Origin of the sequence: Polaromonas naphthalenivorans CJ2, assembly GCF_000015505.1 — a bacterium.
Classification (GTDB): domain Bacteria; phylum Pseudomonadota; class Gammaproteobacteria; order Burkholderiales; family Burkholderiaceae_C; genus Polaromonas; species Polaromonas naphthalenivorans.
Genome location: NC_008781.1, coordinates 2,451,306 through 2,477,730 on the forward strand (window position 1 = coordinate 2,451,306; position 26,425 = coordinate 2,477,730).

A 26,425-nucleotide genomic window follows, 5' to 3' on the forward strand; every position below is an offset into this window, starting at 1 on the left:
ACATGCACATCGTCGTTTGTATCAAGCAGGTTCCGGATTCGGCGCAGATCCGCGTCCACCCGGTCACCAACACCATCATGCGCCAGGGCGTTCCGGCCATCGTCAACCCCTACGACCTGTTCTCGCTCGAAGAAGCGCTGCGGCTGAAAGACAAGTTTGGCGGCAAGGTCACCATGCTGTGCATGGGGCCGCCCCAGGCCGAGGAAGCGCTGCGCAAATGCATCAGCTTTGGCGCCGACGACGCCGTGCTCGTCACCGACCGCGCCTTTGCCGGCGCCGACACGCTGGCAACCTCGTATGCGCTGACCGCCGGCGTGCGCCAGATCGCCAAGGAGCAGGCGGTCGATATCGTCTTCACCGGCAAGCAGACGATTGACGGCGACACCGCCCAGGTCGGCCCCGGCATCGCCAAGCGCATGGGGCTGCAGCTGCTGACCTACGTGTCGCGCATCGTCGAGGTCGATCTCGAAAAGCGCAGCATCACCGTCGAGCGGCGTGCCGAAGGCGGCGTGCAGGTGCTGAAAACCTCGCTGCCCTGCCTCATCACGATGCTGGAAAACACCAACGAGATGCGCTTTGCGAATCTGCCCGCGATGATCCACGCCGCCGCCTACCCGGTGCGCAAGTGGAGCAAGGAAGACGCCGGCATCGAAGACCTGAGCAAGATCGGCCTGAAAGGCTCGCCCACGGTGGTGAGCAAGGTCTTCGGTCCGACGCCGCGCAGCGAAAAGGTCGAGATGCTGGACCTGGAAAGCTCCAGCCTGCGCGACGTGTCACTCAATTTGATCCAGAAGATTTTTACCCGGCATCCGACGCTTGAATCCGATTTGCTGATGAAGGAGATGACATGAGCCAAGCCCCTACCCCTGCTGCCGCACCGGCCAAGCGCCCCGCCGGCCGTGGTGGCCGCAACCTGGAACTGTCCGACGAACTCAAGGCCTACAAGGGCGTGTGGGTGTTCATCGAGCATGACCGCGGTCACGTCCACAGCGTTTCCTGGGAACTGATCGGCGAAGCGCGCAAGCTGGCCGACACCCTGGGCTGCCCGGTCAGCGCCATCTTGCTCGGCGGCCCGGACGAGCCGCTGGAGAAGTTCGCCGCCGAGGCTTTCACGTTTGGCGCCGACAAGGCCTACATCATGAAAGACCCGGTGCTCAAGGGCTACCGCAACGAGCCCTTCACCAAGGGAATGACCGACCTGGTGAACAAATACCAGCCGGAGATTTTCCTGCTTGGCGCGACCTCGATGGGCCGCGACCTGGCCGGCTCTGTCGCCACCACGCTGCTCACCGGCCTGACCGCCGACTGCACCGAACTGAAGATCGACCCCACGTCCAAGGCGCTGGCCGCGACGCGTCCGACCTTCGGCGGCTCGCTGTACTGCACCATCATGACGCTGGCCTACCGCCCGCAGATGGCCACGGTGCGCCCGCGCGTCATGCTGATGCCGCGTGCCGACGCCAGCCGCACCGGCGAGATCACCTACGACACGCTGGGCATGATCGAAACCGACATCGTCACCAAGATGCTCGATTTCATCGCCGACGCCAACAGCAACAAGATCAACCTGCCGTATGCCGACGTCATCGTCAGCGGCGGCAAGGGCCTGAAGAACCCCGAGAACTTCAAGCTGGTGTTCGAGCTGGCGCGGGTGCTGGGCGGCGAAGTCGGCTCCACCCGCCCCTGCGTGCAGGCCGGCTGGGTCGAGGCTGACCGGCAGGTCGGCCAGACCGGCAAGACGGTTCGGCCCAAGCTCTACATTGCCGCCGGCATTTCCGGCGCCATCCAGCACCGCGTGGGCTGCGAGGCGGCCGACGTGATCGTGGCCATCAACACCGATGTCAACGCGCCGATTTTTGAATTCGCGCATTACGGCATCGTCGGCAACGCGATGCAGGTGCTGCCCGCGTTGACCCAGGCTTTCGCCGCCCATCTGGCGCTGCGCAGCCGCCAGGTGGCTTGAGTTGCTGACCGCTCACAGGAGAACGAGATGAAAAAACCATCCCAATTTGATGCCATCGTCGTCGGCGCCGGCCCGTCGGGCAACGCCTGCGCCTACACGCTGGCCAAGGCCGGCCTGAAAGTGCTGCAGATCGAGCGCGGCGAATACCCCGGCAGCAAGAACGTGCAGGGCGCCATCTTGTATGCCAACGCGCTGGAGCAGATCATTCCCGACTTCCGCGATGACGCGCCGCTGGAGCGCCACATCATCGAGCAGCGCATGTGGCTGCTGGACGAAACCTCGTTCGTCGGCACGCACATCCGCAGCGAAGACTACAACAAGCCGCCCTACAACCGCTACACCATCCTGCGCGCGCAGTTCGACAAGTGGTTCAGCGCCAAGGTGCGCGAAGCCGGCGCCTTGCTGATCTGCGAAACCACCGTCAACCACCTGATCATGGACGGCGACCAAGTGGTCGGCGTGCAGTGCGACCGCATCCAGGGCGATGTCTATGCCGACGTGGTGATTTTGGCCGACGGCGTGAACTCGACGCTGGCGCGCAAGGCCGGCTTTCACGGCGAGATCAAGTCCGAGAACGTCGCCCTGGCGGTCAAGGAAATCCTCTTCATGCCCGAGGAAACCATCCGCCAGCGCTTCAACATCGGCGAGGAATCAGGCGTCGTGATCGAGATGGTCGGGCGCATCACCGACGGCATGATGGGCACGGGCTTTTTGTACACCAACAAGGAGTCGCTGACCATCGGCGTGGGCTGCATGCTGGGCGACTTCAAGAACAACCCGAACCGCACCAGCCCGTATGCGCTGCTGGAGCAGATGAAGCGCCACCCGGCCATCGCCCCCTTGATCGAAGGCGGCGAGATGAAGGAATACTGCGCCCACCTGATTCCCGAAGGCGGCTTTCATGCGATTCCGCAGATCTACGGCAACGGCTGGATGATCGTCGGCGACTCGGGCGGCTTCGTCAACGCGGTGCACCGCGAAGGCTCGAACCTGGCGATGACCACCGGACGGCTGGCCGCAGAAACCGTCATCAACGCCAAGGCCGCCAGCAAGGGCTACCGCGCCGATTCGCTCAAGGCCTACAAAACGGCGCTCGATGACAGCTTCGTGATGAAGGATCTGTACAAGTACCGCGACATGCCCAAGGTGCTGCACAAGAACCCGCAGTTCTTCACCAGCTACCCGGACATGGTGGCGCAGGCGGCCCGCACCATGATCACCGTGGACGGCGTGGACAAGAAAACCAAAGAGCGCGAGATATTCGCGAGTTTCCGCAAGACCCGCAAGCTCACCGGGCTGGTGGGTGATGCGTACAAACTCTGGAAGGCCATACGATGACTGCCATTACCGTCAATGTGGAAGAAAAACTCTTCCAGAACCGCTACCGCGTCGATGCCGGGCGGCCCCACATCAAGATCAAGGATGCCGACATCTGCACCAACGAGTGCGGCTCCAAGAGCTGCACCTTTGTCTGCCCGGCGTCCTGCTACAAGACCGAGGGCAACGGCACCGTGACCCTGATCACCGACGGCTGCCTGGAGTGCGGCAGCTGCCGCATCATCTGCAGCGAGCACATGAACGTCGATTGGGAATACCCGCGCGGCGGCCACGGCATCCTCTTCAAGTTCGGTTAAAAAAGAAAGCAGCCACACCATGAGCAAACCCCTGCGCCACGTTTTCGTCTGCACGCAGAACCGTCCGCCTGTCCATCCGCGAGGCTCGTGCGCCAGCAAGGGCGCCGTCGCCGTGCTGCAGGCCTTCTGGGCCGAACTGCAAAAGCGCCAGGCTTACGAAAAAGTCTCCATCACCAACTCCGGCTGCATCGGCCCCTGCGAGTTGGGCGCCAATGTGCTGGTCTATCCCGAAGGCGTGCTCTACCGGGGCGTGACGCTTGAAGATGTCAACGAAATCTTCGACAGCCACCTCGAAGGCGGCGTTCCCGTCGAGCGCCTGCTGGCGCCCAAGGCGGTCTGGTGAACCTGCTGACCGGGGTTGAGTCCACCGAGCTGTTCGGCGGCACGGTTTCCCCGGCCGTGCAGCACCTGATCGACGTGGCGCGCAATGCGCCGCCCGCGCAGGTGGAGGCGGCGCTGTGGACGGCGGCGGCCACCGCACCGGACCAATTGCCGGTGTATTACCTGCTCTACAAGATGCACGCCGGGCGCGGCCAGCTCGACCTGGCGCTGTCTGCGGCCAGCAAGGGCCTGGCGGCTGCGGCCAAGGCGGCGCAACTGGCCGCTGACTGGCGGCTGGTGGCGCCTGGCGATACCGATTTTTCGGTGCCGGGACCGGCGCGCTTCTGGCTCTTCACGCTCAAGGCGCTGGCCTTCATCAGCCTGCGCCGGGGCGAGCGCAACACCGCTGCGGCGCTGGTGGCGCAACTGCGCCTGCTGGACCCGGAAGACCACCTGGGCGCCAGTACCGTCGAGACGCTGCTGCGCGAGTCGGTTTGAGGAATTGATCGAGCATCTGTCCAGCCGTGGCGAGGCTGGAAGGTATCAATGAAACGCGATTACCTGGCTTGCCTGGGCATCCTCCGGCCCAAAGCACACGGCATGATCCGTGCAGACGCCGCAGGTCGGCGCCTTGCAAATCAAAATATCCTCGCGTTCGCACAACTGCTTGTAGAAGAATTTCTTCCACTTCATGTGCTGCGTGTTCTTGGCGGCAAGCGCTGGAAACCAGTGGCCGATCAGCGCCGAGAGTTCGTTGCGCGATGGCAGGCAGAGGTCTTGCCACAAATGGTTGTCGCCCAGGCTGGCGCAGGCCATCGCCCAGGCAATGGCGTCCGACGCTTGCGCGGGGCCGGCGGCCAGGTCCGCGTGTTCGCGCAGCAGGCTGACCACTTCCTCGATTTCGTCACTGCGCGGCTCGATGCGGTCGGCGCCGGCCAGCGCGTGCCAGTCCAGCCCGAGCGCCGCATCAGCGCCGGGAAACCAGCGCGCCAGCAGCCAGCGCGTGGCCGTCGCATCGAGGCCGGGCATGGGCAGCAGGCTGCGGCCGTGGCGCTCGAACGCGGCTGACAGCACCCCGGCCAGGGCCAGGGCGGCCGCATCGTTCGCGTCCGGTGCGCAAGACATCAACACGGCGTGGGCGCTCATGTCCCGGCTCGCTCAGATCACCGCAGGGGCGTGGGTATAGCACTTCTTCGGGCAGATCTTGGCGCAGGCGGTGCAGCCGATGCACAGCTCCTGGTGCGCAATCGTCATGACCTTCTTGTCGTATTCATCGTCGTCGTCATCGTCGTCATCGACGCGGACATACTCGCCATCGGCGTTCAGGCCGACGAGTTCAAGCACGCCGCGCGGGCAGACCTTGAAGCAGCGGCCGCAGCCGATGCACTTTTCCTCGTCCAGCGAGGCGACAAAGGTGGGCGTCCAGGTGGCGCCGCTGGGCATGGTGATGTTGAATGTGTTGCTCATGGCGTTTCCTGGCGGGGTTTTCAGCCTGCTGCCGCAGCAGCCTCCTTGCGTGCCTCCATCAGCGCGGCATGGGCTTCATGGCAGCGCTGGGAAACTTCAAGAATCTTTTCCCAGTTGGTGGGCAGGTCTTCGGACAGGTCGTGCAGGTCCATCTTGGCCTGCGTGGCGCGCGCGTTGAGTTTCTTCAGGCGCGCCTTGAGTTCGTCGGCATCCGTGCTCATGCTCAGGCTCCGTACTGGGCCACGGCCGGGTAGGCGCGGATCATGGCGACGGCTTCGTCAAAGAACTTGCCGCCCGCGTCCGCCAGCTTGGCCAGCGACGGGAAACCGAAGCGATGCACGTCGCGCAGCTGCTTGTTGACCACCACCAGGCGGCCGGCGATCAGCACCATGCGGCCAAAGCCTTCGTGGCTCATCTTCATCATCGGCGAGACCATCTGGCCGGTTTCGCGCTCGACGGCCACGGCAATGGCGTTGTAGAAAATCTCCAGATGCCACAGCGTCTCGGGGTCCGGGTCGCCCAAAATTGGCAATGCGCGGCGCTCTTCGGCCGTGTGGATGTAGGGCTTGAGCAATTCCAGGTCGGTCTTGCCTTCCCAGGTGCCGTGGATGTCCTGCGCGCGCAGCTGCTTGACCAGTTGCTGCACGAAGGCGGTGCCCATCAGGGCCTCGTCGCTGGCGGGGGACGCAGGCGTTACGGGCGTCACGGGAGTTTCAATGCTGGCTTGTTCGGTCATGGGGTTACCTCGTCATCTTCAAAGTCAAAAGAGCGTTCGTTGTCCTTGGCCAGCGCCTTGCGCAGCCAGGGCGGGGGCGTGCCATTGAGCACGACCTGCAGCTTGTCCAGGATTTCCGCAATCGATTCGGGTTGCGGCACCTTGATGGGGTGGATCTTCATGGCCACGACGCGCGCCGCGCCGGAGCCGCCGATGGCGGCGACATACAAAATGGCGACATCCTTGATGGCTTCGAGCTTGGGCGCGAGCTTGTCCTCGTCGCCGTCTTCTTCGAGCTTGTCGCCGAAGTCGAAGCTCTCGATGAAATGGTGGCCTTCAGGCGACACCTCATAGACGACGATGCTCTTGGCCCAGCCGAAGTGCGCGTCAACGCGCTCCTTGTCCTGGGTAGCGAAAGCGATTTTCATGAGAACCTCCTAAGTTAAGGTCAGGCACTGGCTTCAGCCAGCGTGGTGGGGGTGAGAGGGGTGCCGCAGCAACCGGCGCCAGCGCTGGGCGCAGCGGCGGCGGCGGCCTCGGGCGTCAGCGGCCAGTCGCCCGGATGGTGATGCACGATCTGGTCGATCATGAGATTGGCGATTTCGAAAATGAAGTCCATCGTGCCCCGGTAGCCCACCATGCGGCGGTGCGCATTGCCGATGCGGTCAAACACCGGAAAACCGATGCGCAGCAGCGGCTTGTTCAGCCGTTCCGCCGCCTGCCGGCCATGCGAATGGGTGATCAGGAGGTCGCAACCGGCGTCGGCCGCGCCGCGCTCCAGGTCTTCAAGGTCGCCCAGCACGACCTGTTCGGCGGGCAGCAGCGCATGCGCCGGGGATTTGGTCGTGCTGATGCAGCAGCGCAGCTCGGCGCCCATCTCGTGCAGCAGGCCGCCCACGGCCAGCAGCAAATCAGGCTCGGCGCCAATCGCCACCTTCACGCCGCCGGTGTAGAAATGGCCGTCGAGCATGGCGTCGAGCAGCTGGCTGCGCTGGCGCCGGTATTTGGCGGGCACGGGTTTGCCGGAAATCTGCGCCAGGCGCTGCAGGAAGCGGTCGTTGACTTCCAGCCCCGTCAGGCGCTCGAAGATTTCCAGCGGTGTGCCGGCAATCTCGCGCAGCGCCTCGGCACCCTCACGGGTCTGCTCGCCCACGCCCAGGGTGAAGGCTGAACCACCAGCGGCGCGAATCTGTTCCAGCGTCGTTCCGCCCAGCGTCGTGCCGCGCCAGTCGGGCGCGATGTGGCCGTCGAGCGAGCCCGAAATGTCGGGCAGCACAATGCTAGAGAGGCCAAAGGATTCGATGATCTCGCGCAGCTCGTCGATGTCGCCCGGCGACAGGTGGCTGCCGGGCAGCAGGGTGATCTGGTCGGCCTTCACCGGCAGCGGCTTGACCAGCGCCTTGACGATGGCGGTGATGGCGTGCTTGTAGCCGTCCTCGAAAGCGCCCACGTAGTCGGGCGTCGAGACATAGACGATTTCGGTGTCATCGAGTTCGGGCTTGCGCTTACGCACCGTGACGATGTAGCCGTCCACATCGTCGCCCTTGGTTTCGGTCAGGCCGGTCGAGCAGATGGCGATGACCTTGGGCGCTGCGCGCTTGCGGATATTGAGCAGCGCCGCTTCAATGTTGTCGTAGCCGCCGAGGATGGAAGTGACCTCGTTCATGGCCGTGGTCTGCAGCGGAATGGCTTCCTTGAAGTGCCGCACCAGCAGCACCAGGCCAAACGAGGTGCAGCCCTGCGAGCCGTGCATCACCGGCATGCAGGCGTCCAGCCCCAGAAAGGCAAAACTCGCGCCCAGCGGCTGGCTCATCTTGAGCGGGTTGACCGTGCAGGATTTTTTCGATTCGACAACGCTGGCCATAGGATGTGCTCTTTTCTAAAGGTTGCGTCAGACCGGAATTTCTTCGGGCTCCAGGCCCATCGCCTTGGCAGCGATGTCGGCCAGAAAACCCATGCCTTGAGCCGGAACTTCGGGGATGGCCGCCGTCGGCACGGCGCCCAGGGTTTCGCCGTCGTCGCCCCAGGGTGCGGGAATGCGCACCTGCTGCCATACCGGGTTGTAGATCGCCCGGTCGATTTCGCGCACCAGCTCGACCATGCCTTCGTAGCCGCCGTAGGGGTGATGGCGCTCCTGGTTGATGTCCAGCCAGGGCATGCGCGCCTTGAGCGCGACGAACTGCGAGCGCCCACCCGACAGCATGATGTCGGCCCTTGCGTCGCGCAGCATGTTGTACATCTCGCGCGGCGTCATGTCGTCGATCATGTGGGCGTCGTCGCCCATGATTTCCTTGATTTTTTCCTTGTCTTCCTTGGTGCTCTTCTTGACGCTGGTGCCGGCAATCTCGATGCCCGCTTCCTGCAGCGCGGCAACGACCGACCAGGACTTGACGCCGCCGGTGATCAGCAGCGCCCGCTTGCCCGTCAGGCGCGTCTTGTAATGCGCGATGCGCTCCCAGGCCCTGGCCTCTTCGACGGCAATCAGGCGTTCGGTGCGCTCCAGCAAATCAGCCGGTGCGCCCTGCTTGACCAGCAGCGTGGCGATCTGGCGCAGCGTGTCGCTCATGTCGCCAATGCCGTAGAACGAGCCTTCAAAGTAGGGAATGCCCCAGCGCTGCTCCATCTTGGTGGCGATGTTGATCATCGACTTGGAGCAGACCATCATGTTCACCTTGGCCCGGTGCGCGCTGGCAACCTCGTTGTAGCGGCCGTCGCCCGAGATGCACGACAGGATGCGGATGCCCAGCGCGTCGAGCAGCGGCTTGACCTGCCACAGCTCGCCGACCAGGTTGTATTCGCCGATGATGTTGATGTCGTAAGGCGTGGTGAACTCGGGCTCGACGGTGCCGATCACGTAGTCCAGCAGGGCTTCTGCGCCGAGCTTGTTGCCCAGGTTCTTGGGGCCGGCAAAACCGGGGGCGTTGACCGGAATGATGGGCTTGCCGAATTTTTCGGTGGCGCGCTGGCACACCGCTTCAATGTCGTCGCCGACCAGCGCGGTCACGCAGGTCTGGTACACAAAGACTGCCGGCGGGTCGTATTTGTCGATGATCTCGCGGATGGACTTGAACAGGCGCTTTTCGCCGCCGTAGATCACGTCCAGCTCGTTGATGTCGGTGGTGAAGCCGGTGCGGTAAAGCTGCGAGCCGGACGAAGCGCTGTGCCGGTTGTCCCAGGAATTGCCCTCGCAGGCAATCGGCCCGTGGACCAGATGGGCGACATCGACCACCGGCTGCAGCGCGATCTTGGCGCCATCAAAGGCGCAACCACCGGCTGCGGCGCCGGGGTTGAGCTGCTTGGTGCAACCCTTCTTGCGTTCTTTCTCGGTCTTGCCCTGGTTCTTGTCACAGCCCGGTTCTTCGAACACTTCAGCGATCTTGGCCTTGAGCGAGACTGACATGAAAGACTCCTGATAGGGTGGATGTACCCTTCTTTGCATTTTTGGTGCCAGGGTAAAAACCGTGTTCAGGAGCTGTTTTGGCGGTGTCTAGGCGCTGCCAGCGCTGCGCTTTGGCGGGTTTGGCGGAATTGCGACAGAGGGTTTGCGACAGGGGGCAGCGTCAACGACTGTTGAAGGCTGGGGGCTGGCGGGCGCGCTGGCAACGGCTCCCGATGTGGCGGTGTTGACTGGTGCGCAATTTGCTTGACGATCGAAGCCTGCTTTCAAAACCCGCTCCAGATTGGCGATTTCTATCGTGTTCACTTCAATCCATCTCACGAGTGCAGCGAACTCAAGTCGGTTTTGGGTGTGTGAATCCCGTGTGTCAGCTTGCAGCTGCGTGACTGTGAAGAGCCCGGAGGTGGCCCATGCATGACAGCCCGTGGCCTGACGATAAAGAGCAATGGGTCATTTGGAACGGTTTGTCCGGAATGATCGCCATGGCGGCGATTGGCCGTGTCGAAGTCGCCCCGGACGGCAGGCGTGCCTGGCTGGACAAGCCGTTCGAGATGGCGGGTCCGTTTAGCCTTGATGCGCTCGAGACAGACGGTCGGGTGGCCTTCGCCGCCTGCATTGTGATGTCGCGGCAGAGATGGCAAGACGATCAGGGCGCGTTGCGTCGGGATGCCTATGAAAAACGCCGTGCAGCGAAGGAGCGACTGCACGAGGAACAAGCGCGATTCAACAAAGGCAGGAGAGGACGCCGAAGCGACGACAAGCCATTCGATGAGAGGCAACACCGAGAGACATTGAACCTTCCGGTCGATGGGAAGCTTGAGCTATCCCAGGTCAAAACGGCTTATCGGCGGCTCGCCCAGAAGGCGCATCCCGACGTCGGTGGTAGCCACGAGCAGTTTCTGCGCATTACGCAAGCGCGAAACGCGCTGCTCGATTGCATTTCGTAATCGACGTTGCCATGGGCTGGATACGAACAGCCTAACGTCGGCGTTGTTCGGCGGGCAGCACACGCCGCGAAACGGCCTTCTGCCGTTGCGTGTCCACGCCGAGCACCCAGAGTTATGTGTACTCATCGGAGGATGATGGACATTATTTGCCGGCTGGAATATCAAATGTCTCAAGCAGCAATTCACCTGTCGGCGCGCGCTCAAGCTTGATTGATTTTCCAGAGTTCTGCGTGACTATCGGAGTGTTTCCGGCCATAAAAACGCCCACAGAAGGACGAGTGGTTGCCGTATCCGGTGGAGCAGCGAATTTCCCCGTGTAAACGACGACGTATTTGGCGCTCTCCGGTATTCTTACGCCCCCCACCATGTGTGCGTTGTTATCTCGGAACATATTTCCATCTTCAAACTCTTGGCGTGGTGTAAGCGCGACCAAAGGCTCGTATCTCGTATCCATAAACAGAAAAATAGGCTGCAGGTACTGGCCAATCAGCATTCCGTTGAAGTAGCTCTTAACGAAAAGCAGCCGGTTCGGTGCTGTTTCAATTTCGAAAGCCTTAAAGTAGCTCTTACCCCTGCCGAATTGGTAGACGGGCGATTTTTCGTCTAGAACAAATCGTGCATCAGTGCCAGGCCGCAAAGGCACATATTGAAAGACAGTCACGTCCTTGCAACAAACGACCTTTGTTTCAAGGGTAGTCTCTTGCTGCGCAGCTGGCATTGCGCTGCAACCTACAAGAACCCAGACACAACCCAGAACTGTAAGTATTCTCATTTTTTATCCTTCTTAAAACTGCTCAACACATCACTCACATTGATACAGACGCAGGGGGAGCATTGGCGACATATAAGGTTGAAGATGACAGGCGCACACGAAGCGAGCGAGTAAGGCGCGCGGTCGCACTCACTGCTCGACGCCTCCAGCAAGCGACATGAGCGAGGCTTGAATTGCTACAAAATACATAGCTACCTGCGCATACCCAGCGTGCGCAAAAGCCCTAAAAAGCTTGCAAAATAGCCCCGACTACAAGTTCGCTGGGGAATCCGCCCCTGCCAGCGCCTCGAAGCCGGCCACGAGATCAAACAGTTCCTCGTCGATGCCGCTCTGGCGCAGACGGTGAAATGAGCGGTTCAGGTCGTCCAGCAATTCTTCAATGTTTTTCTCGGCACGCTGCATCGCCGCCAGGCGGCTGGCGTTTTCGCTGGCCAGTGATTCGGCGCAGGCCCTGAACAGCGAGACGAACAGGTATTCGCGGACAAAGGCCGGCAATGCGGCTTGTGCGCCATTGATGGCCTCCGGCAAATTCCGGGTCGGCCAGGCCAGCGCCGTCAACTCCCGCCGCCAGGTCTCGTCCAGCGGCAGCAGCCGCTGGCAGACGGGGGTGTAAATCGCCCCGGCATGCGGGCGGCTGTGAAAAACATACACCTGCGTGATCTCGCCTTTTGCCAGCAGCGCATCCACCTCGACCAGCACCTGCCCGACCAGCGATGTAATCGCGCCAATCGAGCCCGGCAACATGAAGCTTTTGCCCAGCATCAGGCGGGTTTCCGCGAGCCGCGACCCGATGCGCTCGCCGACGGCGCAGACCGTCTTGGCACCCGGCAAATCCTCCAGCGTCCTGAGCACGAAATCGGCCATCACATCGTTGAACTGGCCCACCAGCCCCTGGTCGGAGCCAAAGACCACGGCGGCGATGGCCCCGGCGCCCGGGCGCGGCGTGTGGGCCTGGGCAAGAGGCTGCTGACCGTGGCGCAGGCAGGCCACCAGCCCCAGTTGCACCGTGCGGTAGTAATCATCCAGCGCGCGCACCGCATTTTCGTACTGGGTGATGCTTGAGGCGGCCACCGCCTTCATCGTGCGCACGACGGACTGAAGGTCGCCGGCCGTGCCAATCTTGCGTCCCAGGCTGGCGGTGGTGTCGCTCATGGGGCGCTCGTGCGCCGGCTCTCGGCGGGTGGCGGCACAAAGGGTTTGAGCGCATCGCGGGCCAGCTGAATCAGCGTGGCCCGGTCTGCTTCGCTCAGTTTCATGGCCGTGTCAAAGCGGGTCTGAAGCTCGGCCGGCAGGGTGGCCGCCGCCTGAAGCACGGCTTGCTCGGCCGCCGTCATCCGCGCAAGCGGCACGCCGTCAAAAAATGCGGCGGTCAGCGCCAGCAGCACGGTGATTTGCCCGGCCATCGACACCGGGGCCGATTCCGGCTGCTGCAGGCACGCCCGGATGCGCCGTCCATGCTCGATGATTTTTTGGGTGTTTTCATCCAGCCGGGCACCAAACCGGGCAAAGGTTTCCAGCTCCTCGAACTGCGCGTAAGCCAGCTTGAGGTCGCCAGTCACCGCCCGGTAGGCGGCGCGCTGCGCCTTGCCGCCCACGCGCGAGACGGATTTGCTGACATCGACGGCGGGCAGCACGCCCAGCTCAAACAGCGATGGCGACAGGTAAATCTGCCCATCGGTGATGGAGATCAGGTTGGTCGGGATATAGGCCGACATGTTCTGCGCTTCCGTCTCGATGATGGGCAGGGCGGTGAGCGAGCCGCCGCCGCGCTCCGGGCGCAGATGGGTGGCGCGCTCCAGCAGGCGCGAGTGGATGTAGAAAATGTCGCCGGGAAAGGCCTCGCGTCCGGGCGGGCGGCGCAGCAGCAGGGACAACTCGCGGTAGGCGCGGGCGTGCTGCGTCAGGTCGTCATAGACCACCAGCACGTCGCGGCCCATCTCCATGAAATGCTCGGCAATGCTGGTCGCCGCGTAAGGCGCGATGTAGGCCAGTCCGGGCGGGTCGTTGCCCTCGGTGACGACGACGACGGTGTATTCCATGGCGCCCTTCTCGCGCAAAACGGCAATCGTCCTGGCCACGGCGGCGGCGCGCTGGCCAATCGCGCAGTACACGCACAGCACATCCTGCCCGCGCTGGTTGAGGATGGTGTCCACCGCAATCGCGGTCTTGCCGGTCTGCCGGTCGCCCAGGATCAGTTCACGCTGGCCGCGCCCAATCGGAATCAAGGCATCGACGACCTTCAGGCCGGTCTGCAGCGGTACGGTGACGGGCGCGCGGTCCATGATCGGTGCTGCGGGCCTTTCAAGGGCCAAGCGCGCGCTGGAAACCACCGGCCCCAGGCTGTCGAGCGGGCGGCCCAGCGGGTCAATCACCCGGCCCAGCAAGCCCTCCCCCACGGCCACGTCCATCACGCGGCCGGTGCGCCGGACCGGATCGCCCGCATGCAGATGCCCGTAGTCGCCCAGCAGCACGACGCCGATTTCGGTCTCGTCCACATTGAAGGCGATGCCAAAGACATTGCCGGAAAAGCTCACCAGCTCCTCAAAGCCCACGCCCGGCAGGCCGGAAACCATGGCGATGCCGGTGGAAACGCGGGTGATGGTGCCGACCTCGTGCGGCGTCAGTTGCGCCGTGTAGGTTTCAAGCCCATGGCGAAGGCTGGCAAAGGTGCGGTCCAGGGCACTTTTCAAGGTATCGGCCGGCGCGCTCATGCGGTTGTCTCTGCTGCTGTTGCGGCGGCGGGCTCGGGCTGGCGTTGAGGTTCGGACGGCTTTTCAAGCAGGCCGTCAACATGCTGTTCGAGCGACGCAAGAACCTCCGCGATGTTCCAGTCAAGCTTCCACCCGTTGGCGGTCAGTTCGATGCCGCTGATCAGCGCTGGCGTGGTCTCGAAGCAGACCTGGGTATCCGCCGCGAGGGTTTCATTGAGCGCCTGCTGCAGGGCCGCCCGCTGCGCCGGCGGCAGCTCGAAAACGCTGCGCACCCGCACAGGACTGGGTGAAGCTTGCAAGGCCCGGGCCAGCCGCGCCCTGGCCTCCTCGTCAAGCGTTCGCAGGCGGCGCACGAACACCTCGGCCATGCGTGCCTCCAGCGTGGTCCCGGCCAGATCGGCCAGCACCTTGTGCGCCACGGCAAACACTTCATCGCGGCTTCGGCGGGCGATGTCCTGGTGCAGGCTCTGCAGCTCGCTGGCCAGCGCGTCCTGCCGCTTGACGCTCAAGGCGTCCGCCGCCTGCCGGGCGTCTTCGAGCAGGCGCTGGCGTTCGGTGGCGATCTCGTCCTTGACCTTGGCCAGCATCTCGCTGTGCTGGCGATCAAACGCCGCGTTTTTTGCCTGGAACTCGCCCTGCTCCTTCTGGGCAGTGGCCTGCTTCAAGGCAGCGTCCGCCAGCGCCGAAGCAATCCGCTTCTCGCGCGCGTCGATGGCGTCGAGGATGGGCTTGTAGAGAAAGCGCTTCATCAGCCACACCAGGATGAGAAAGTTGAGCGCTTGCGCGCCGACGGTGAACCAGTCAAAGAGCATGGCTTACTTCCCGGCGGCCTGGGCGATGGCGAAATTCCAGAACGGGTTGGCGAAAATCAGGATCATCGAGACCACGAAGCAGTAAATGGCGGTGGACTCGATCATCGCCAGGCCAACAAACAGGGTGCGGGTGATGGTGGCCGAGGCGTCGGGCTGCTGGGCCAGCGCGGTGAGCGCCGTCGCCACCGCCCGTCCTTCGGCGAATGCCGGCCCCATGCAGCCAAAACCCGTGGTCAGGCCGGCGATGACAATGGATGCCACCGCGATGATTGTCATGCTGTCCATGCGATTTCCTTGAGTGGTTGGGGTTGTTTGAGGTTGTTGATTCAATGGCCGGCGCCGGACGCCGGCGCCGTGGGCGGGAGAGTGGGCCGGCTCTCATGCGTGGCCGCCGCGATGTAAACCGCCGCCAGGATGCTGAAAATGTAAGCCTGCACCATGCCCGTCAGCAGGCCCAGCACCGTCATGACGACCGGAAAAATGAAGGGCGTGATGCTCAGCAAAATGCCGATGATCATCGCCCCGCTCATCATGTTGCCAAACAGGCGCACCGCCAGGGCCAGCGTGCGGGAGGCTTCGCTGATGAGGTTGAACGGCAGCATGATGACGGTCGGCTCCAGGTAAGTCTTGAGGTAGCCCGCCAGGCCCTGGTCCTGGATGCCGAACAGCGGCACGGACACCATCACGCACAGGGCCAGCGCCGCCGTGGTGGACAGCGAGCCGGTCGGCGGCTCGTAGCCCGGAATGACGGTGCACAGGCTGGCCATGGCGACAAACAAAAAGAGCGTGCCCAGAAAGCCGATGTATTGCTTCGGATGGCGAAGGCCGACATCTTTAATCTGCGCCTCGATGCCGGTGACGATGATTTCCAGAAAATTCTGCCAGCGCGAGCGCGTGAGGTCCGTCGAAAGGCGGCGCGTGACGAGCTTTGAGCCGACGGCCATCGCCAGCATCAGGCCCCAGGTGAACACAATGGTGGCGTTGAGCTTGAAAACCCCCTGCTGCCAGAAGATGATCTCATCGGGACTAAGGCGCACGGCGGGCCTCCTGGTCTGAAAGGGCCTGGCGCGCATCAAGCGGCCGGGTCAGCCGCGTCACCACCTGCCGGGCCATGACAAAACCGGCCAGGCAGGCCAGCAAGCGCCGCCAGTCGCCCCCTGAAACCACATAAAACCCGGCCATCGTCAAGCCCATGCGCAGCAGCAGGCTGGCAAACACCCACAGCGCGGGCCGGCTGGAAACCAGGCTCTTGCGAACCGTCCACCACAGGCCGCCAAAGAAAATGGCGCCGAGCGCGCCGCCCGCGATGCAGGCCAGCACCAGGGCCGGCGTTTCATTCATCGTCATGTTCAGGTTTCTCCCGCATGGCTGCGTCTTCGCGGGCGACCCAATGCCACGCATTCAGGCAGCCCAGCATCAGCCCGGCCATCAGCAGGGCCAGCGTCCAGGAGCGCCCGCCCGGATAGCGCCGGTCCAGCCAGATGCCGAGCGCCGCGCCCAGCAGGGTCGGCACGGCCACGGACCAGCCGATCATGCCCATCAGCCCCAGGCCCGACCACACGCCGGGCGCGGGGTTGCGCCGCGCCTTGAGCTTGCGCGCAGCCTTGACGCCGACCTGTTCGGCCAGGCCGGGTTCTGTTTTTGAAGTTTTCCGGGGTTTATCAGTCATGCTGAAAAGTCGCGAAGCGACGCAAAAACCCGGTTTCGAGTTTGGCCATGACCGCGCGCACGTTTTGCTCGTGCTCGTCCAGCGTCAAGAACTCCTGCTCGACGGCCTGGCGCAACTCGCCAAGGTTTGCGCCGCCCATGGCCCGCCGCACGGAAACCAGCACCTCCGCGCCGCTCTTGACCAGCACGCCGCTGTCCACGGCGACAAACACCTCTCCGTCAGAGGCGGTCTCGTAGATCAGGATGCCGGGCGTCAGCGCCGCCACGCAATCGAGCCGCTGCGGCAGCAAGCCAAACGAGCCCGCCTGGGTTTCGGCGACGATGCGCGAGACCGCTGTTTTTTCAGCAAAAATCCTGAACGGCAGCAGAATTTTAAGATTCATGGACATCGATTGCCTCTGTCTTCCTGGCCCGGGCTTCGTCAATCTTCCCGATCATGTAGAGCGCGCTCTCCGGACAGTCTTTGAACTCATCGCGCAGGATTCGTTCACAGCCGTCGAGCGCGTCTTCGAGGCTGACCAGCTTGCCTGGCAGGTTGGTGAACTGCTCGGTCGTGAAAAACGGCTGGGTCAGGAAGCGCTCCAGCCGGCGCGCGCGGCCGACCACGTTGCGATCCTGCGGCGACAGTTGCTCCAGCCCAAGCATGGCAATGATGTCCTTGAGCTGGGCGTATTGCGCCAGCGTGCGCCGGATCTCCTGCGCCAGCGCGTAATGCCGCTCGCCGACGATGCCCGGCGTGGCCATTTTGGAACTCGACTGCAGCGGGTCAATCGCCGGAAAAAGCCCTTCGCTGGCCCGCTTGCGCGACAGCACGATGGACGCCGAGAGGTGCGAGAACGTATGCACGGCGGCCGGGTCGGTGAAGTCGTCCGCCGGCACATACACCGCCTGGATGGAGGTGATGGCGCCGCTGTCGGTGTTGGCAATGCGCTCCTCCAGCCCCGACAGCTCGGTGCCCATCGTCGGCTGGTAGCCCAGGCGCGAGGGCATCTGCCCCATCAGGCCGGAGACTTCGGAGCCGGCCTGGATAAAGCGAAAAATATTGTCAATCAGCAGCAGCACATCGCGGTGCTCGTCGTCGCGGAAATACTCGGCCATCGTCAGCGCCGCGTGGCCGACCCGAAAGCGGCTGCCCGGCGGCTCGTTCATCTGGCCGAAGACCATCACCATGCTGGGCAGCACGCCGGCGTCCTTCATGTCGCGGTACAGCTCTTCGCCTTCGCGGCAGCGCTCGCCAATGCCGCAAAAAATGCTGATGCCCTCCTGGTGCCCGACCATGTTGTGGATCATTTCGGTGAGCAGCACCGTCTTGCCCACGCCCGCGCCGCCGAACAGCCCGGCCTTGCCGCCGCGCTCCAGCGGCAGCAGCACGTCAATGACCTTGATGCCGGTCACGAAAACCTCAGACCGGGTGGAGCGCCGGGCCAGCGCGGGCGGCGCGCGATGCACCGAGCGCCATTGAATATCCGGCGGGGCCGGCAGGCGGTCGATGGTGTTGCCAAACACGTCGAACATGCGGGAAAGAATGCCCTTGCCGACCGGCGCTTTCAAGGGTCCGCCGGTGTCCACGACGGGCATGCCGCGCGCCAGGCCCTGTGTGGGCGTCAGCGCAATCGCGCGCACATGGTGCGCATCGCGCTGCGCCAGCACTTCAACGATGATGCGGCCTTCGTCGGCGTGCAGCACGGTGTGAATCGGGGGCAAATGCGTGTCGAACCGCACATCGACCACGCTGCCGCGCACCGAGACAACAACGCCGAGATGGGGAGCATCGGCCTGGAGCCCGCCGTCAGTCATGGCATTCCTTTTTTCCAGCATGAAATGGACTGCGTGGCAGCCCTTGACACACTGTAACGCATGAAAATGTACGCTCCACCAAGCCAGCGGCGCCTGCTGCCTTCCTGTTTACAGGCGATCCGGCAAGCCGCCTCAACACACTAAATGCTATTAAATAAATAGCTGCTTGCGCATACCCAGCGTGCGCAAAAGGCCTGAAAAGCCTGAAAAAATGCCTCCAGCCGAAAAATCGCTTGCCGAATGCGCTGCCTCGCCCTGCCCCTCCAACCTTCAGCCCTCGGTCGGCAGCGCCTGGCCGCTCAGGTGCAGCTTCATCCAGCGCTGCAGCTCGGCGACATGCTGGGATTCTTCCTCGACGAACTCCTTGGCCAGCACGCGGATTTCAGGGTCGGTGGTGGACTCCAGCACCTCGGCGTAAAAATCCAGCCCCGCGCTCTCGGCATCCAGCGCCACCTGCAGCGCCTGCTCGATGCCGATGAACGGGTCGGCGGCCCAGATCGCTGCGGCCTCGGGGCTTTCAACGTCGGGCCAGCGGTAGTCGCCGGCCTTCATCTCGGGCAAGGTGCGAAAGCCCGCGCGCGCCCGGGCATCGCCCAGATGCAGCAGCGAATAGTCGGCCAGCCGGCGAAACAGCCGCCCTACTTCCTTGTTGCCGGCCGTGGTCATGGCATCGGCGAGCTGGCCGAAGCGCAGCGCTGCCTCGCTCTCCAGTTGAATCGTATGGGCCAGAAATTCTTCTACGGTTTTCATGTTCTTCCTTTGTCAAAAGCCTGTGCGGGCGCCTTCAAACGGCCAGCGCCGGCAGGGCGGGATCGAGGCCGCGAAACATCGCGCAGCGCAGGAACACCTCGCGCGTTGCCTTTTCCTGCTTGTGGCGGCAGTACTTGGCGACCAGCTTGGCCAGGCCCTTGATGTCGCGCCCGGTGGCGGCCGGAAACAGCGCCGCCAGCGTACCCGGCATGCCCTCCTCCAGGCCGAGCCCGAACTGCTCGCCCATCACCTGCCAGATGCGCTGGCGGCCGGCCGCGTCGGGCGCGTGGTAGCGGATCAGCGCAATGCAGCGCGAGACGATGGCCTCGTCGATGTCGTCGATGCGGTTGGTGGTCAAAAACAGCAGGCCGTTGAAATACTCCAGCACGCGCAAAAAGACGCCGACCACGGCATTCATCGTCAGGTTGTCGTCGCGCCGCTTGATATAGACATCGGCCTCGTCGATCAGCAGCACGGCGCCCCAGCGCTGCGCGCGCAGCAAAATCTCCTTCAGCGACGCTTCCATCGTCGTGACGTTCAGGCCCAGCTGGCCGGAATGCACGCGGTACAGCGGACGCCGGATGATCTCGGCATAGACCTCGGCGGTCAGCGTCTTGCCCACGCCGGGCGGTCCGGCGCACAGCACGGTGGTGCCGCCGGACTTGCCAGCGATGATGTCGTCCATCAGCACGTCCATCTCGGCGGTCAGGATGTCGATCAGGTCGGTCTGCTCGGGCGGCAGCACCAGCTTGTGCTTGAGCTGCGGCTGGTAGGCATAGGGTTCGAGGTCGCTGACATGCACCCAGACATGGTGGTGCAACTCAAGGTGGAACATCAGAATCAGCGGATGCACCGGCAGGCGCTTGAACAAGGCGGGCTGGTGCTTGAGTTCGGCGTGCAGCGCCAGCACCTCGTCCTCGGCGTCAAAATGGTTGCTCTTGGCGGCCTTGCTCAGGTAGTTCGAGAGCACTTCGCCGGTGGCCTCCAGGCTGGGGTTGCGCTGCTGCAGCACGCTTTCGTCGTTGACCAGCCGGGCGGCCGTGCCCTGCGCCGACAAAATCACCACATCCTTGCGCAGCCAGTCGCTGTCGCGGTGGGTGGCGCTCGGGTCTTGCGCATGGAAAGCGGTGCCGCGCCCCTCGAACTGCGCGCCGTTCTGGGCGCGCCAGTCAAAGTAGCGCTCCACGGTAGCCTCGTAGGCTTGCAGCAGGGCCGCCGACTCGCGCACCAGCCCGCGCGACAGCAGCATCTCGGCCACGCTGCGGCCCTTGACATCGCCGCCCGTCAGGCGAATGGTTTGCTGAATCACGCCGGCCTTGGCGTTGGCCTTGAGTTCAATCAAGACCTTGCCGGTTTCGTCGTTGGAAGCGGGTATGTAGTCGATGCGCGTCGGGCACCAGGCCAGCGGCTGGCCGTCGGTGTCGGCGCTGAACAGCCAGCCGTAGCGGGCATCGGCGGCAATGTAGCGCACAAAGGCGGGCACCACTTGTTCCAGCGTCTCGGCGGTGAAGCGCTCGCTGGCGCCACCCTGCAGCGCCTGGCGCAGCGAGCCGAGCTGCGCGGCCCGGCGCTGCTGGCTGGCGCCGCCTTCCTGCCAGAGCTGGCCCAGGCGGTCGAGCACGCCGGGCGAGAGCTGCTGCAGGCCGATTTCAGCATGCGCGCCGAAACGGAGCTGGTCGAGCAGCACCGCCAGTTCAGGAAACTCGCCCGCCAGGGCATGGGCATGGGGGCGTTCAATACGCAGCTTCATCACTGAATCCTCCGTGCAGGCTTTAGTTGTCGTCGGCCAGCACTTCCAGCTCGACCAGCTGCTCGTACAGCGTGCGGCGCGCCCACCACAGGGCCTTGCCGGCAATGCGGGGGTCAGCGCCTTCAAAGGCGCCAATCGCGTCGCGGTCGCTCCAGTAAATACAACTGGTGACGCCGCCGCGCGCGGCCAGCGCCGCGCTCAAGGCATCGCGCTCGGCCACGGGTTCGGTGCGAAAAACGCCCCGGCCCAGCAAGTGGTCAGCCCGGTACAGCGGCGTGTCCCAGCCGTGTTCGTCGCCCAGCGCGCAGATGGCGGGAAAACGCTCGCGCGCTGCGGCGTCGAGCACCGGGTGGCCGAGGTCTTCCAGCAGTTCTCGGGCCGTCACCTCATCGTGGATTTCCCACGGCTGGAGAGGGTCGGAGGCCGCCACCTTGCGCGAGAAGTCTTCATCGTCATAGGCAAACCAGGCGCGCGGCTTGCCCTGCTCAGGAAGTTCGACCACATAAATCACGGCAAGCTCCCATCTATCGCTTAGGGGGTTGAGGTTGAGGGTTGGGTTTCAGGAAGTCTGCGGGTCCTGCATCAGCGTGCGGCGAAAGCCGACCGCCTCGGGGGCCAGCAGGACATGCTGGCCGACTGCGCCGCAGGCAACGCATTTGCCCAGCACTGAAAAGCCCTGCTTGCTGCAGGTCGCCGTCTTGCTTTGCACGCAGCCGGTCTGGCCGCAGACGCATTGGTAAACACTTCCATTGCACAGCAGCCGGTAGCCGCTGCGGGTTCCATCACATCGAACGAGCATCTAATTTCTCCCAGGTTTATTCCACGTTTATTCCACGCCTTCGGCAGCCGCCTTGGCCCACACCGCATGGCGCAGGCGTTGCGTGATGCCGCTCGGGCTGGCGTCAAAAATCCGTTTTGCCGCCGACAGGGCGCTTTGCGCGATGGCGGCTTCCACATGGGTAAAGGGCAAGCGCCCGGCCGCATGCGTCGCACCCGGAACGGCCTTGCTGATGGCCTGCCGGTTGGGGTGCTCTTCCAGCGGAATCAGGCTGTCGGCCTCGCGCGCTCCGGCCAGGCAGATCCAGCCATCAATCACCTCAACCTTGCGGCCGTCCTGTGTGGACCTGATGTAGGTGGCTTGCATGATCAGAACTTCACCAAAATGTCTTCATCGCGCAAAACCATCTGGCAGGCCAGGCGCCAGGGCGGCGGCAAGTCCTTGGTTTCGGCTTCTTCAATCTGCTGGGCGGTGATCTTGCCGGCCAGCTTGAGGACGGTTTTTTCCTTTTGCGTCAGCGCCATGCCGATGGGCGTCTTGGCGGACAGCACGGACACCTGCACCTGGCAGGAGCCGCACTCGCCGTTCTCGCACTCGAATTCCACAGGAATCTTGTTGGCCTTGGCCACGGACAGCAGCGTCCTGGTGTCGCCGGCGATGGCATACACCGTCACATCCTTCTTCATCTCGGGGGAGCTAAAAGTTACATTGGCCATGATGTACTCAGGAATAGGTTGAACGAGAGATAAGCGGTAAGCGGCGAAATGCAGGGCCGGGGGCGAACCCGGCCCTGCAGGCACATCAACGGATGATGTCGTAGCTGTAGTCGGTCTTGCCCGGAACGATGGTGTTGGCATCGAGCGCTTCGAAGAACTCATCGAGCAAGGTCACCAGGACGCGCATGCCGCCTTCGTAGCCCCAGGTGGGGAAACGGTGGTAGTGGTGGCGATCAAAAATCGGGAACACCATGCGGATCAGCGGCGTCGCGGTGTCGCGCTCCAGGTACTTGCCGTAGGTGTTGCCGATCAGGAAGTCCACCGGCTCGGTGAACATCAGCGAACGCAGGTGCCACAAATCGCGTTTCGGATACACCTTGCAGCCCGCGCCGTAAGGCGACGAGTCGAACAGCGCCTGAACCTTCTTGGCCCAGGGTTCGGTGCCGTTGGTGGCCAGCACATGCGAGGGTTCGGCGCCGAGTTCCAGCAGGAATCCAGCGTAGCCCAGCATCTGGTCAGGATCACCATACAGTGCGAAGCGCTTGCCGTGCAGGTGGGCTTGGCTGTCGGCCATGGCGTCCACCAGTTCGCCGCGCTCTTTTTCGAGTTCGGCGGGAATCGGCTTGCCGGTCAGGCGCGAGATTTCCATCAGGAACTGGTCGGTGCCGGCCACGCCCACGGGCGCATTCAGTGCGACGACTTCCTGGCCATGCTCACGGATGAACTTGCTGGTTTTCTCGCAGCAGTATTCCTGGAACACGATGGTCGCCTTGGCATGCAATGCAGCCTGCACTTCTTCCTTCGTGGTGCCGCCGGCGTACATGCGGAACTCGCCGTCGGTGGGCGTGTTCCAGTTGCCGGACGGGTCGCAGATGATGTTGACCTTGACGCCGAACAGGCTGAAAATCCGGCGGATTTCCTTCATGTTGCCGACGACATAGCCGTCAAAGCCGCCGATGAAGTTGATGCTTTCATCTTCCACGCGTACCAGCGGTTCGGTGGTCTTGGCCTTGCCGTCCCAGAAGTGGCGCAGGATGCCCAGCAGCGCATTGTCGTAGCCGGTGATGTGGCTGCCGACGAACGCTGGCGTGTGGGCGAACGGCACGTCGAAGTCGTCGGGCACGCTGCCTTTTTGCTTGCTGGTCTTGATGAAGGCGTCAACGTCGTCACCAATCACTTCGGCCATGCAGGTGGTCGAGACAGCAATCATGTCGGGCTTGTACAGGCTGTAGGCGTTGGACAGGCCATCGACCATGTTGTTCAGGCCGCCGAACACGGCTGCATCTTCGGTCATCGAGGAGCTGACGCAGGACGTTGGCTCCTTGAAGTGACGCGAGAAGTGCGAGCGGTAGTAAGCCACGCAGCCCTGGCTGCCGTGAACGAAGCTCAGCGTCTTGGCAAAGCCGTTGGCGACAAACACAGCGCCCAGCGGCTGACAGGCCTTGGCCGGATTCACGCTCAGCGAATCGCGGGCGAAGTTCTTTTGCTTGTAGTCTTCGGTCTTGGTCCATTCGACGATCTGCTTGACCGTCTCGTCGGAATGGTTGAACTCGAAGTCCGCTTTCTTGCTGCGGAAAATCTCTTGGTACTCGGGCTCACGGAACAGCAGTTCGTGGTCGAGAATCTTGTCGGCTGATTGAGGCATGGTGGGGCTCCAAAGGTTAGCGAGAGGCGCGATGGCTGGCCATCGCGCCGGTCATCGTGGGAAAGGGCGGCCGGCGGTCACCGGCCGTCCGGGGTCTTAAGCGGCTTTCTTCCAGGGCGCTTTGGTCAGTGCCCAGATCGGGCTGGAAATCGCCATGTCCATGTCACGGGCGAAGATGGCAAAGCCGTCGTAGCCGTGGTAAGGACCGGAGTAATCCCAGCTGTGCATCTGGCGGAAAGGCACGCCCATCTTCTGGAACACATACTTTTCCTTGATGCCCGAGCCCACGAGATCGGGCTGCACCTGCTCGACGAATTTTTCGAATTCGTAGCCGGTCACGTCGTCATAGATCAGCGTGCCGTCTTTCACGTAGTGCGTGGTGCGCTGGTAGTCGTCGTTGTGGCCGAATTCATAGCCGGTTCCGACCACATCCATGCCCAGGTCTTCGTAGGCGCCGATGACGTGGCGCGGACGCAGGCCGCCGACGAACAGCATGACCTTCTTGCCCTGCAGGCGCGGCTTGAACCGGGCCACCACGGCCTCCATCAGGGGACGGTACTTGGCGATCACCTCTTCGGCCTTGGCCTTGATGGTGTCATCGAAGTGGCTGGCGATTTCGCGCAGGCTTTTCTCGATCATCGTGGGGCCGAAGAAGTTGTATTCGACCCATGGAATACCGTATTTTTCTTCCATGTGCCGGCTGATGTAGTTCATCGAGCGGTAGCAATGCAGCACGTTGAGCTTGGCTTTTGGCGTGTTCTCGATCTCGGCGATGGTGCCGTCGCCGGACCACTGGGAAATCACGCGCAGGCCCATTTCTTCGAGCAAAATGCGGCTGGACCAGGCATCACCACCGATGTTGTAGTCACCGATGATGGCCACGTCGTAAGGGGTGGAGACAAATTCGGGGTGCTTGTTGGGGTCGGTCTTGTCGAACACCCAGTCGCGGATCGCGTCGTTGGCCAGGTGGTGGCCGAGCGACTGGCTCACGCCACGAAAACCTTCGCAGCGCACGGGAACGATGGTCTTGCCAACGTATTCCTTGCTCTTCTTTTTCGACACGGCTTCGATGTCGTCGCCGATCAGGCCAATCGGGCATTCCGACTGGATCGAGATGCCCTTGTTCAGCGGGAACAGTTCCTGGATCTCGTCGATGATCTTGTCGAGCTTTTTGTCGCCGCCGAAGACGATGTCTTTTTCCTGGAAATCGGAGGTGAACTGCATCGTCACGAAGGTGTCGATGCCGGTAATGCCGATGTAGTAGTTGCGGCGGGCAGCCCACGAGTATTGACCGCAGCCGACCGGGCCGTGGCTGATGTGGATCATGTCCTTGATCGGGCCCCACACCACGCCTTTGGAGCCAGCGTAGGCGCAACCGCGAATGGTCATGACGCCGGGTAAGGACTTGATATTGGACTTGACGCCGCAATCGGGCTTGCCGTCTTCAAACGTGCCCAGGTGTTTGGCGCGCCGCTTGGCCATCTTTTCAGGATAAGCCTTCAGCACTTCATCAATCAGGGCCTTGTTCGCGGCCTTGCGCTCTTCAACGGTGGCAGTCATGGGGAACTCCAGTGGTAAATAGTTTTTTTCTCTGGCACAAGACCAGCCCGGTTCATCCTGCGGTGAACCCGGCCGGTCTTAAAGCCTCTTAGGCAGCCAAGGCTGCGGCTGCGGCGGCGGCCTTGCCGACTTCCGACTCGTCAATCGCTTCCATGATGCCGAATTCCATCAGCATGTCTTCGAGCTGATCCATCGTGATCGGGGTAGGGATCGTGCCGTTGCCAGCGTTGTTGTGGATCTTCGAAGCCAGGGTGCGGTATTCGCCGGCCTGCTTGGAGTCAGGTGCGTACTCGATCACCGTCATGCGGCGCAGTTCAGCGTGCTGAACGACGTTGTCGCGTGGGATGAAGTGGATCAGCTTGGTGCCCAGCATGCCGGACAGGGCGTCAGCCAGTTCGTATTCCTTGTCGGTCTGGCGCTCGTTGCAGACCAGGCCGCCCAGACGCACACCACCCGAATTGGCATACTTCAAAATGCCCTTGGAGATGTTGTTGGCGGCGTACATGGCCATCATTTCGCCGGACATGACGATGTAGATTTCCTGCGCCTTGTTTTCGCGGATGGGCATGGCGAAACCGCCGCACACCACGTCGCCCAGCACGTCGTAGGAAACATAGTCAACGCCGTCGTAGGCACCGTTTTCTTCAAGGAAGTTGATCGAGGTGATGACACCGCGGCCAGCGCAGCCAACTCCTGGCTCTGGGCCGCCGGACTCGACGCAGCGGATGTCCTTGTAGCCGATTTTCATGACGTCTTCGAGTTCCAGATCCTCCACGGATCCGGCTTCAGCGGCCAGCGACAGGATGGTGTCCTGGGCTTTTGCGTGAAGGATCAGGCGGGTCGAGTCGGCCTTGGGGTCGCAGCCGACGATCAGGATTTTCTGACCGAGGTCGGACAGGGCCGCCAGGGTGTTTTGGGAAGTGGTCGATTTACCGATGCCACCTTTGCCGTAAAAGGCGATTTGCCGAAGTTTGGCCATTGCAGTACTCCATTCAAGGAAGGGTTAAAAAAAACCTGACATT

33 protein-coding genes are annotated in these 26,425 nt (G+C 62.9%); 7 read left to right on the forward strand and 26 right to left on the reverse strand.

The window, feature by feature from the left end; translation table 11 throughout:
- Nucleotides 1–2 precede the first annotated feature (2 nt).
- The 6 genes from PNAP_RS11570 to PNAP_RS11595 are packed head-to-tail and all read left to right on the forward strand — an operon-like array spanning nt 3 to nt 4,416.
- The gene (locus tag PNAP_RS11570; protein ID WP_011801699.1) at nt 3–851 is read left to right on the forward strand and encodes an electron transfer flavoprotein subunit beta/FixA family protein; all 849 of its coding nucleotides are present in this window, start codon (nt 3–5) and stop codon (nt 849–851) included.
- Complete coding sequence (locus PNAP_RS11575) at nt 848–1,963, forward strand: electron transfer flavoprotein subunit alpha/FixB family protein (RefSeq protein WP_011801700.1); 1,116 nt, start codon at nt 848–850, stop codon at nt 1,961–1,963. Before PNAP_RS11570 ends, PNAP_RS11575 begins: the two co-directional genes overlap by 4 nt.
- A 27-nt stretch (nt 1,964–1,990) precedes the next feature.
- Nucleotides 1,991–3,301, forward strand: a complete 1,311-nt coding sequence (locus PNAP_RS11580; RefSeq protein WP_011801701.1) for an FAD-dependent oxidoreductase — start codon at nt 1,991–1,993, stop codon at nt 3,299–3,301.
- Nucleotides 3,298–3,597: a ferredoxin family protein gene (locus PNAP_RS11585; protein WP_011801702.1), complete on the forward strand. Its 300-nt coding sequence runs from the start codon at nt 3,298–3,300 to the stop codon at nt 3,595–3,597. Before PNAP_RS11580 ends, PNAP_RS11585 begins: the two co-directional genes overlap by 4 nt.
- A gap of 19 nt (nt 3,598–3,616) precedes the next feature.
- Nucleotides 3,617–3,940 carry a (2Fe-2S) ferredoxin domain-containing protein gene (locus PNAP_RS11590; protein WP_011801703.1) on the forward strand — a complete coding sequence of 108 codons (324 nt, stop codon included), beginning with the start codon at nt 3,617–3,619 and terminating at the stop codon, nt 3,938–3,940.
- Nucleotides 3,937–4,416 (forward strand): hypothetical protein, encoded by a 480-nt coding sequence (locus tag PNAP_RS11595; protein ID WP_011801704.1) that lies wholly within the window; start codon nt 3,937–3,939, stop codon nt 4,414–4,416. Before PNAP_RS11590 ends, PNAP_RS11595 begins: the two co-directional genes overlap by 4 nt.
- Nucleotides 4,417–4,461: 45 nt before the next feature.
- Here the strand turns inward: PNAP_RS11595 and PNAP_RS11600 are convergent, their stop codons facing one another.
- Genes PNAP_RS11600 through nifE form a run of 7 tightly spaced genes read right to left on the reverse strand, consistent with a single transcriptional unit; the run spans nt 4,462 to nt 9,500 of the window.
- Nucleotides 4,462–5,064: a nitrogen fixation protein NifQ gene (locus PNAP_RS11600; protein ID WP_011801705.1), complete on the reverse strand. Its 603-nt coding sequence runs from the start codon at nt 5,062–5,064 to the stop codon at nt 4,462–4,464.
- 12 nt (nt 5,065–5,076) lie between these two features.
- On the reverse strand, nt 5,077–5,385 hold the full coding sequence (gene fdxB, locus PNAP_RS11605; RefSeq protein ID WP_011801706.1) for a ferredoxin III, nif-specific: 309 nt from the start codon (nt 5,383–5,385) through the stop codon (nt 5,077–5,079).
- Nucleotides 5,386–5,405: 20 nt separating this feature from the next.
- Entirely contained in the window at nt 5,406–5,606 is a 201-nt protein-coding gene (locus tag PNAP_RS11610; protein WP_011801707.1) for a CCE_0567 family metalloprotein, read from the reverse strand.
- Between the two features lie 2 nt (nt 5,607–5,608).
- Nucleotides 5,609–6,121 carry a NifX-associated nitrogen fixation protein gene (locus PNAP_RS11615; protein WP_011801708.1) on the reverse strand — a complete coding sequence of 171 codons (513 nt, stop codon included), beginning with the start codon at nt 6,119–6,121 and terminating at the stop codon, nt 5,609–5,611.
- Nucleotides 6,118–6,528, reverse strand: a complete 411-nt coding sequence (gene nifX / locus PNAP_RS11620; protein ID WP_011801709.1) for a nitrogen fixation protein NifX — start codon at nt 6,526–6,528, stop codon at nt 6,118–6,120. Before nifX ends, PNAP_RS11615 begins: the two co-directional genes overlap by 4 nt.
- Before the next feature lie 20 nt (nt 6,529–6,548).
- Nucleotides 6,549–7,964, reverse strand: a complete 1,416-nt coding sequence (nifN, locus tag PNAP_RS11625) for a nitrogenase iron-molybdenum cofactor biosynthesis protein NifN (protein WP_011801710.1) — start codon at nt 7,962–7,964, stop codon at nt 6,549–6,551.
- Nucleotides 7,965–7,991: 27 nt separating this feature from the next.
- The gene (gene nifE, locus PNAP_RS11630; protein WP_011801711.1) at nt 7,992–9,500 is read right to left on the reverse strand and encodes a nitrogenase iron-molybdenum cofactor biosynthesis protein NifE; all 1,509 of its coding nucleotides are present in this window, start codon (nt 9,498–9,500) and stop codon (nt 7,992–7,994) included.
- A gap of 407 nt (nt 9,501–9,907) precedes the next feature.
- Here nifE and PNAP_RS11635 point away from each other — a divergent pair, with 407 nt between their 5' ends.
- Nucleotides 9,908–10,444 (forward strand): molecular chaperone DnaJ, encoded by a 537-nt coding sequence (locus tag PNAP_RS11635; protein ID WP_011801712.1) that lies wholly within the window; start codon nt 9,908–9,910, stop codon nt 10,442–10,444.
- A 142-nt stretch (nt 10,445–10,586) separates the two neighbouring features.
- On the opposite strand, the gene PNAP_RS11640 is transcribed toward PNAP_RS11635, so the two are convergent.
- The 19 genes from PNAP_RS11640 to nifH all read right to left on the reverse strand — a co-directional run bounded on the left by PNAP_RS11640 (nt 10,587) and on the right by nifH (nt 26,382).
- A complete protein-coding gene (locus PNAP_RS11640; RefSeq protein WP_157040270.1) occupies nt 10,587–11,216 on the reverse strand; it encodes a hypothetical protein in 630 nt (209 codons plus the stop codon).
- Nucleotides 11,217–11,465: 249 nt separating this feature from the next.
- A complete protein-coding gene (locus PNAP_RS11645) occupies nt 11,466–12,368 on the reverse strand; it encodes a F0F1 ATP synthase subunit gamma (protein WP_011801713.1) in 903 nt (300 codons plus the stop codon).
- On the reverse strand, nt 12,365–13,927 hold the full coding sequence (locus tag PNAP_RS11650; RefSeq protein WP_011801714.1) for an alternate F1F0 ATPase, F1 subunit alpha: 1,563 nt from the start codon (nt 13,925–13,927) through the stop codon (nt 12,365–12,367). Before PNAP_RS11650 ends, PNAP_RS11645 begins: the two co-directional genes overlap by 4 nt.
- The gene (locus PNAP_RS11655; protein WP_011801715.1) at nt 13,924–14,739 is read right to left on the reverse strand and encodes a F0F1 ATP synthase subunit delta; all 816 of its coding nucleotides are present in this window, start codon (nt 14,737–14,739) and stop codon (nt 13,924–13,926) included. Before PNAP_RS11655 ends, PNAP_RS11650 begins: the two co-directional genes overlap by 4 nt.
- Nucleotides 14,740–14,742: 3 nt before the next feature.
- Nucleotides 14,743–15,024, reverse strand: coding sequence for a F0F1 ATP synthase subunit C (locus PNAP_RS11660; protein WP_011801716.1), 282 nt, complete (start codon nt 15,022–15,024; stop codon nt 14,743–14,745).
- A 41-nt stretch (nt 15,025–15,065) separates the two neighbouring features.
- On the reverse strand, nt 15,066–15,776 hold the full coding sequence (locus tag PNAP_RS11665) for a F0F1 ATP synthase subunit A (RefSeq protein WP_011801717.1): 711 nt from the start codon (nt 15,774–15,776) through the stop codon (nt 15,066–15,068).
- Complete coding sequence (locus tag PNAP_RS11670) at nt 15,766–16,086, reverse strand: ATP synthase subunit I (RefSeq protein WP_011801718.1); 321 nt, start codon at nt 16,084–16,086, stop codon at nt 15,766–15,768. The genes PNAP_RS11665 and PNAP_RS11670 overlap by 11 nt, the downstream gene beginning before the upstream one ends.
- Entirely contained in the window at nt 16,073–16,408 is a 336-nt protein-coding gene (locus PNAP_RS11675; RefSeq protein ID WP_011801719.1) for an AtpZ/AtpI family protein, read from the reverse strand. The genes PNAP_RS11670 and PNAP_RS11675 overlap by 14 nt, the downstream gene beginning before the upstream one ends.
- On the reverse strand, nt 16,401–16,790 hold the full coding sequence (locus tag PNAP_RS11680) for a F0F1 ATP synthase subunit epsilon (protein ID WP_041376675.1): 390 nt from the start codon (nt 16,788–16,790) through the stop codon (nt 16,401–16,403). The genes PNAP_RS11675 and PNAP_RS11680 overlap by 8 nt, the downstream gene beginning before the upstream one ends.
- A complete protein-coding gene (gene atpD / locus PNAP_RS11685; protein ID WP_011801721.1) occupies nt 16,780–18,204 on the reverse strand; it encodes a F0F1 ATP synthase subunit beta in 1,425 nt (474 codons plus the stop codon). The genes PNAP_RS11680 and atpD overlap by 11 nt, the downstream gene beginning before the upstream one ends.
- Before the next feature lie 270 nt (nt 18,205–18,474).
- Complete coding sequence (locus PNAP_RS11690; protein WP_011801722.1) at nt 18,475–18,954, reverse strand: ferritin-like domain-containing protein; 480 nt, start codon at nt 18,952–18,954, stop codon at nt 18,475–18,477.
- Nucleotides 18,955–18,988: 34 nt separating this feature from the next.
- Nucleotides 18,989–20,704 (reverse strand): AAA family ATPase, encoded by a 1,716-nt coding sequence (locus PNAP_RS11695; RefSeq protein WP_011801723.1) that lies wholly within the window; start codon nt 20,702–20,704, stop codon nt 18,989–18,991.
- A gap of 22 nt (nt 20,705–20,726) precedes the next feature.
- The gene (locus PNAP_RS11700) at nt 20,727–21,215 is read right to left on the reverse strand and encodes a hypothetical protein (RefSeq protein WP_011801724.1); all 489 of its coding nucleotides are present in this window, start codon (nt 21,213–21,215) and stop codon (nt 20,727–20,729) included.
- A 48-nt stretch (nt 21,216–21,263) separates the two neighbouring features.
- Complete coding sequence (locus PNAP_RS11705; RefSeq protein WP_011801725.1) at nt 21,264–21,503, reverse strand: hypothetical protein; 240 nt, start codon at nt 21,501–21,503, stop codon at nt 21,264–21,266.
- Nucleotides 21,504–21,530: 27 nt separating this feature from the next.
- Nucleotides 21,531–21,848 carry a hypothetical protein gene (locus tag PNAP_RS27645; RefSeq protein WP_011801726.1) on the reverse strand — a complete coding sequence of 106 codons (318 nt, stop codon included), beginning with the start codon at nt 21,846–21,848 and terminating at the stop codon, nt 21,531–21,533.
- Nucleotides 21,849–21,850: 2 nt separating this feature from the next.
- Nucleotides 21,851–22,198 (reverse strand): 2Fe-2S iron-sulfur cluster-binding protein, encoded by a 348-nt coding sequence (locus PNAP_RS11715; RefSeq protein WP_011801727.1) that lies wholly within the window; start codon nt 22,196–22,198, stop codon nt 21,851–21,853.
- An 85-nt stretch (nt 22,199–22,283) separates the two neighbouring features.
- Nucleotides 22,284–23,843: a nitrogenase molybdenum-iron protein subunit beta gene (nifK, locus tag PNAP_RS11720; RefSeq protein WP_011801728.1), complete on the reverse strand. Its 1,560-nt coding sequence runs from the start codon at nt 23,841–23,843 to the stop codon at nt 22,284–22,286.
- A 96-nt stretch (nt 23,844–23,939) separates the two neighbouring features.
- A complete protein-coding gene (gene nifD, locus PNAP_RS11725) occupies nt 23,940–25,403 on the reverse strand; it encodes a nitrogenase molybdenum-iron protein alpha chain (protein WP_011801729.1) in 1,464 nt (487 codons plus the stop codon).
- An 88-nt stretch (nt 25,404–25,491) separates the two neighbouring features.
- Entirely contained in the window at nt 25,492–26,382 is an 891-nt protein-coding gene (gene nifH / locus PNAP_RS11730; RefSeq protein WP_011801730.1) for a nitrogenase iron protein, read from the reverse strand.
- Nucleotides 26,383–26,425: the final 43 nt, after the last annotated feature.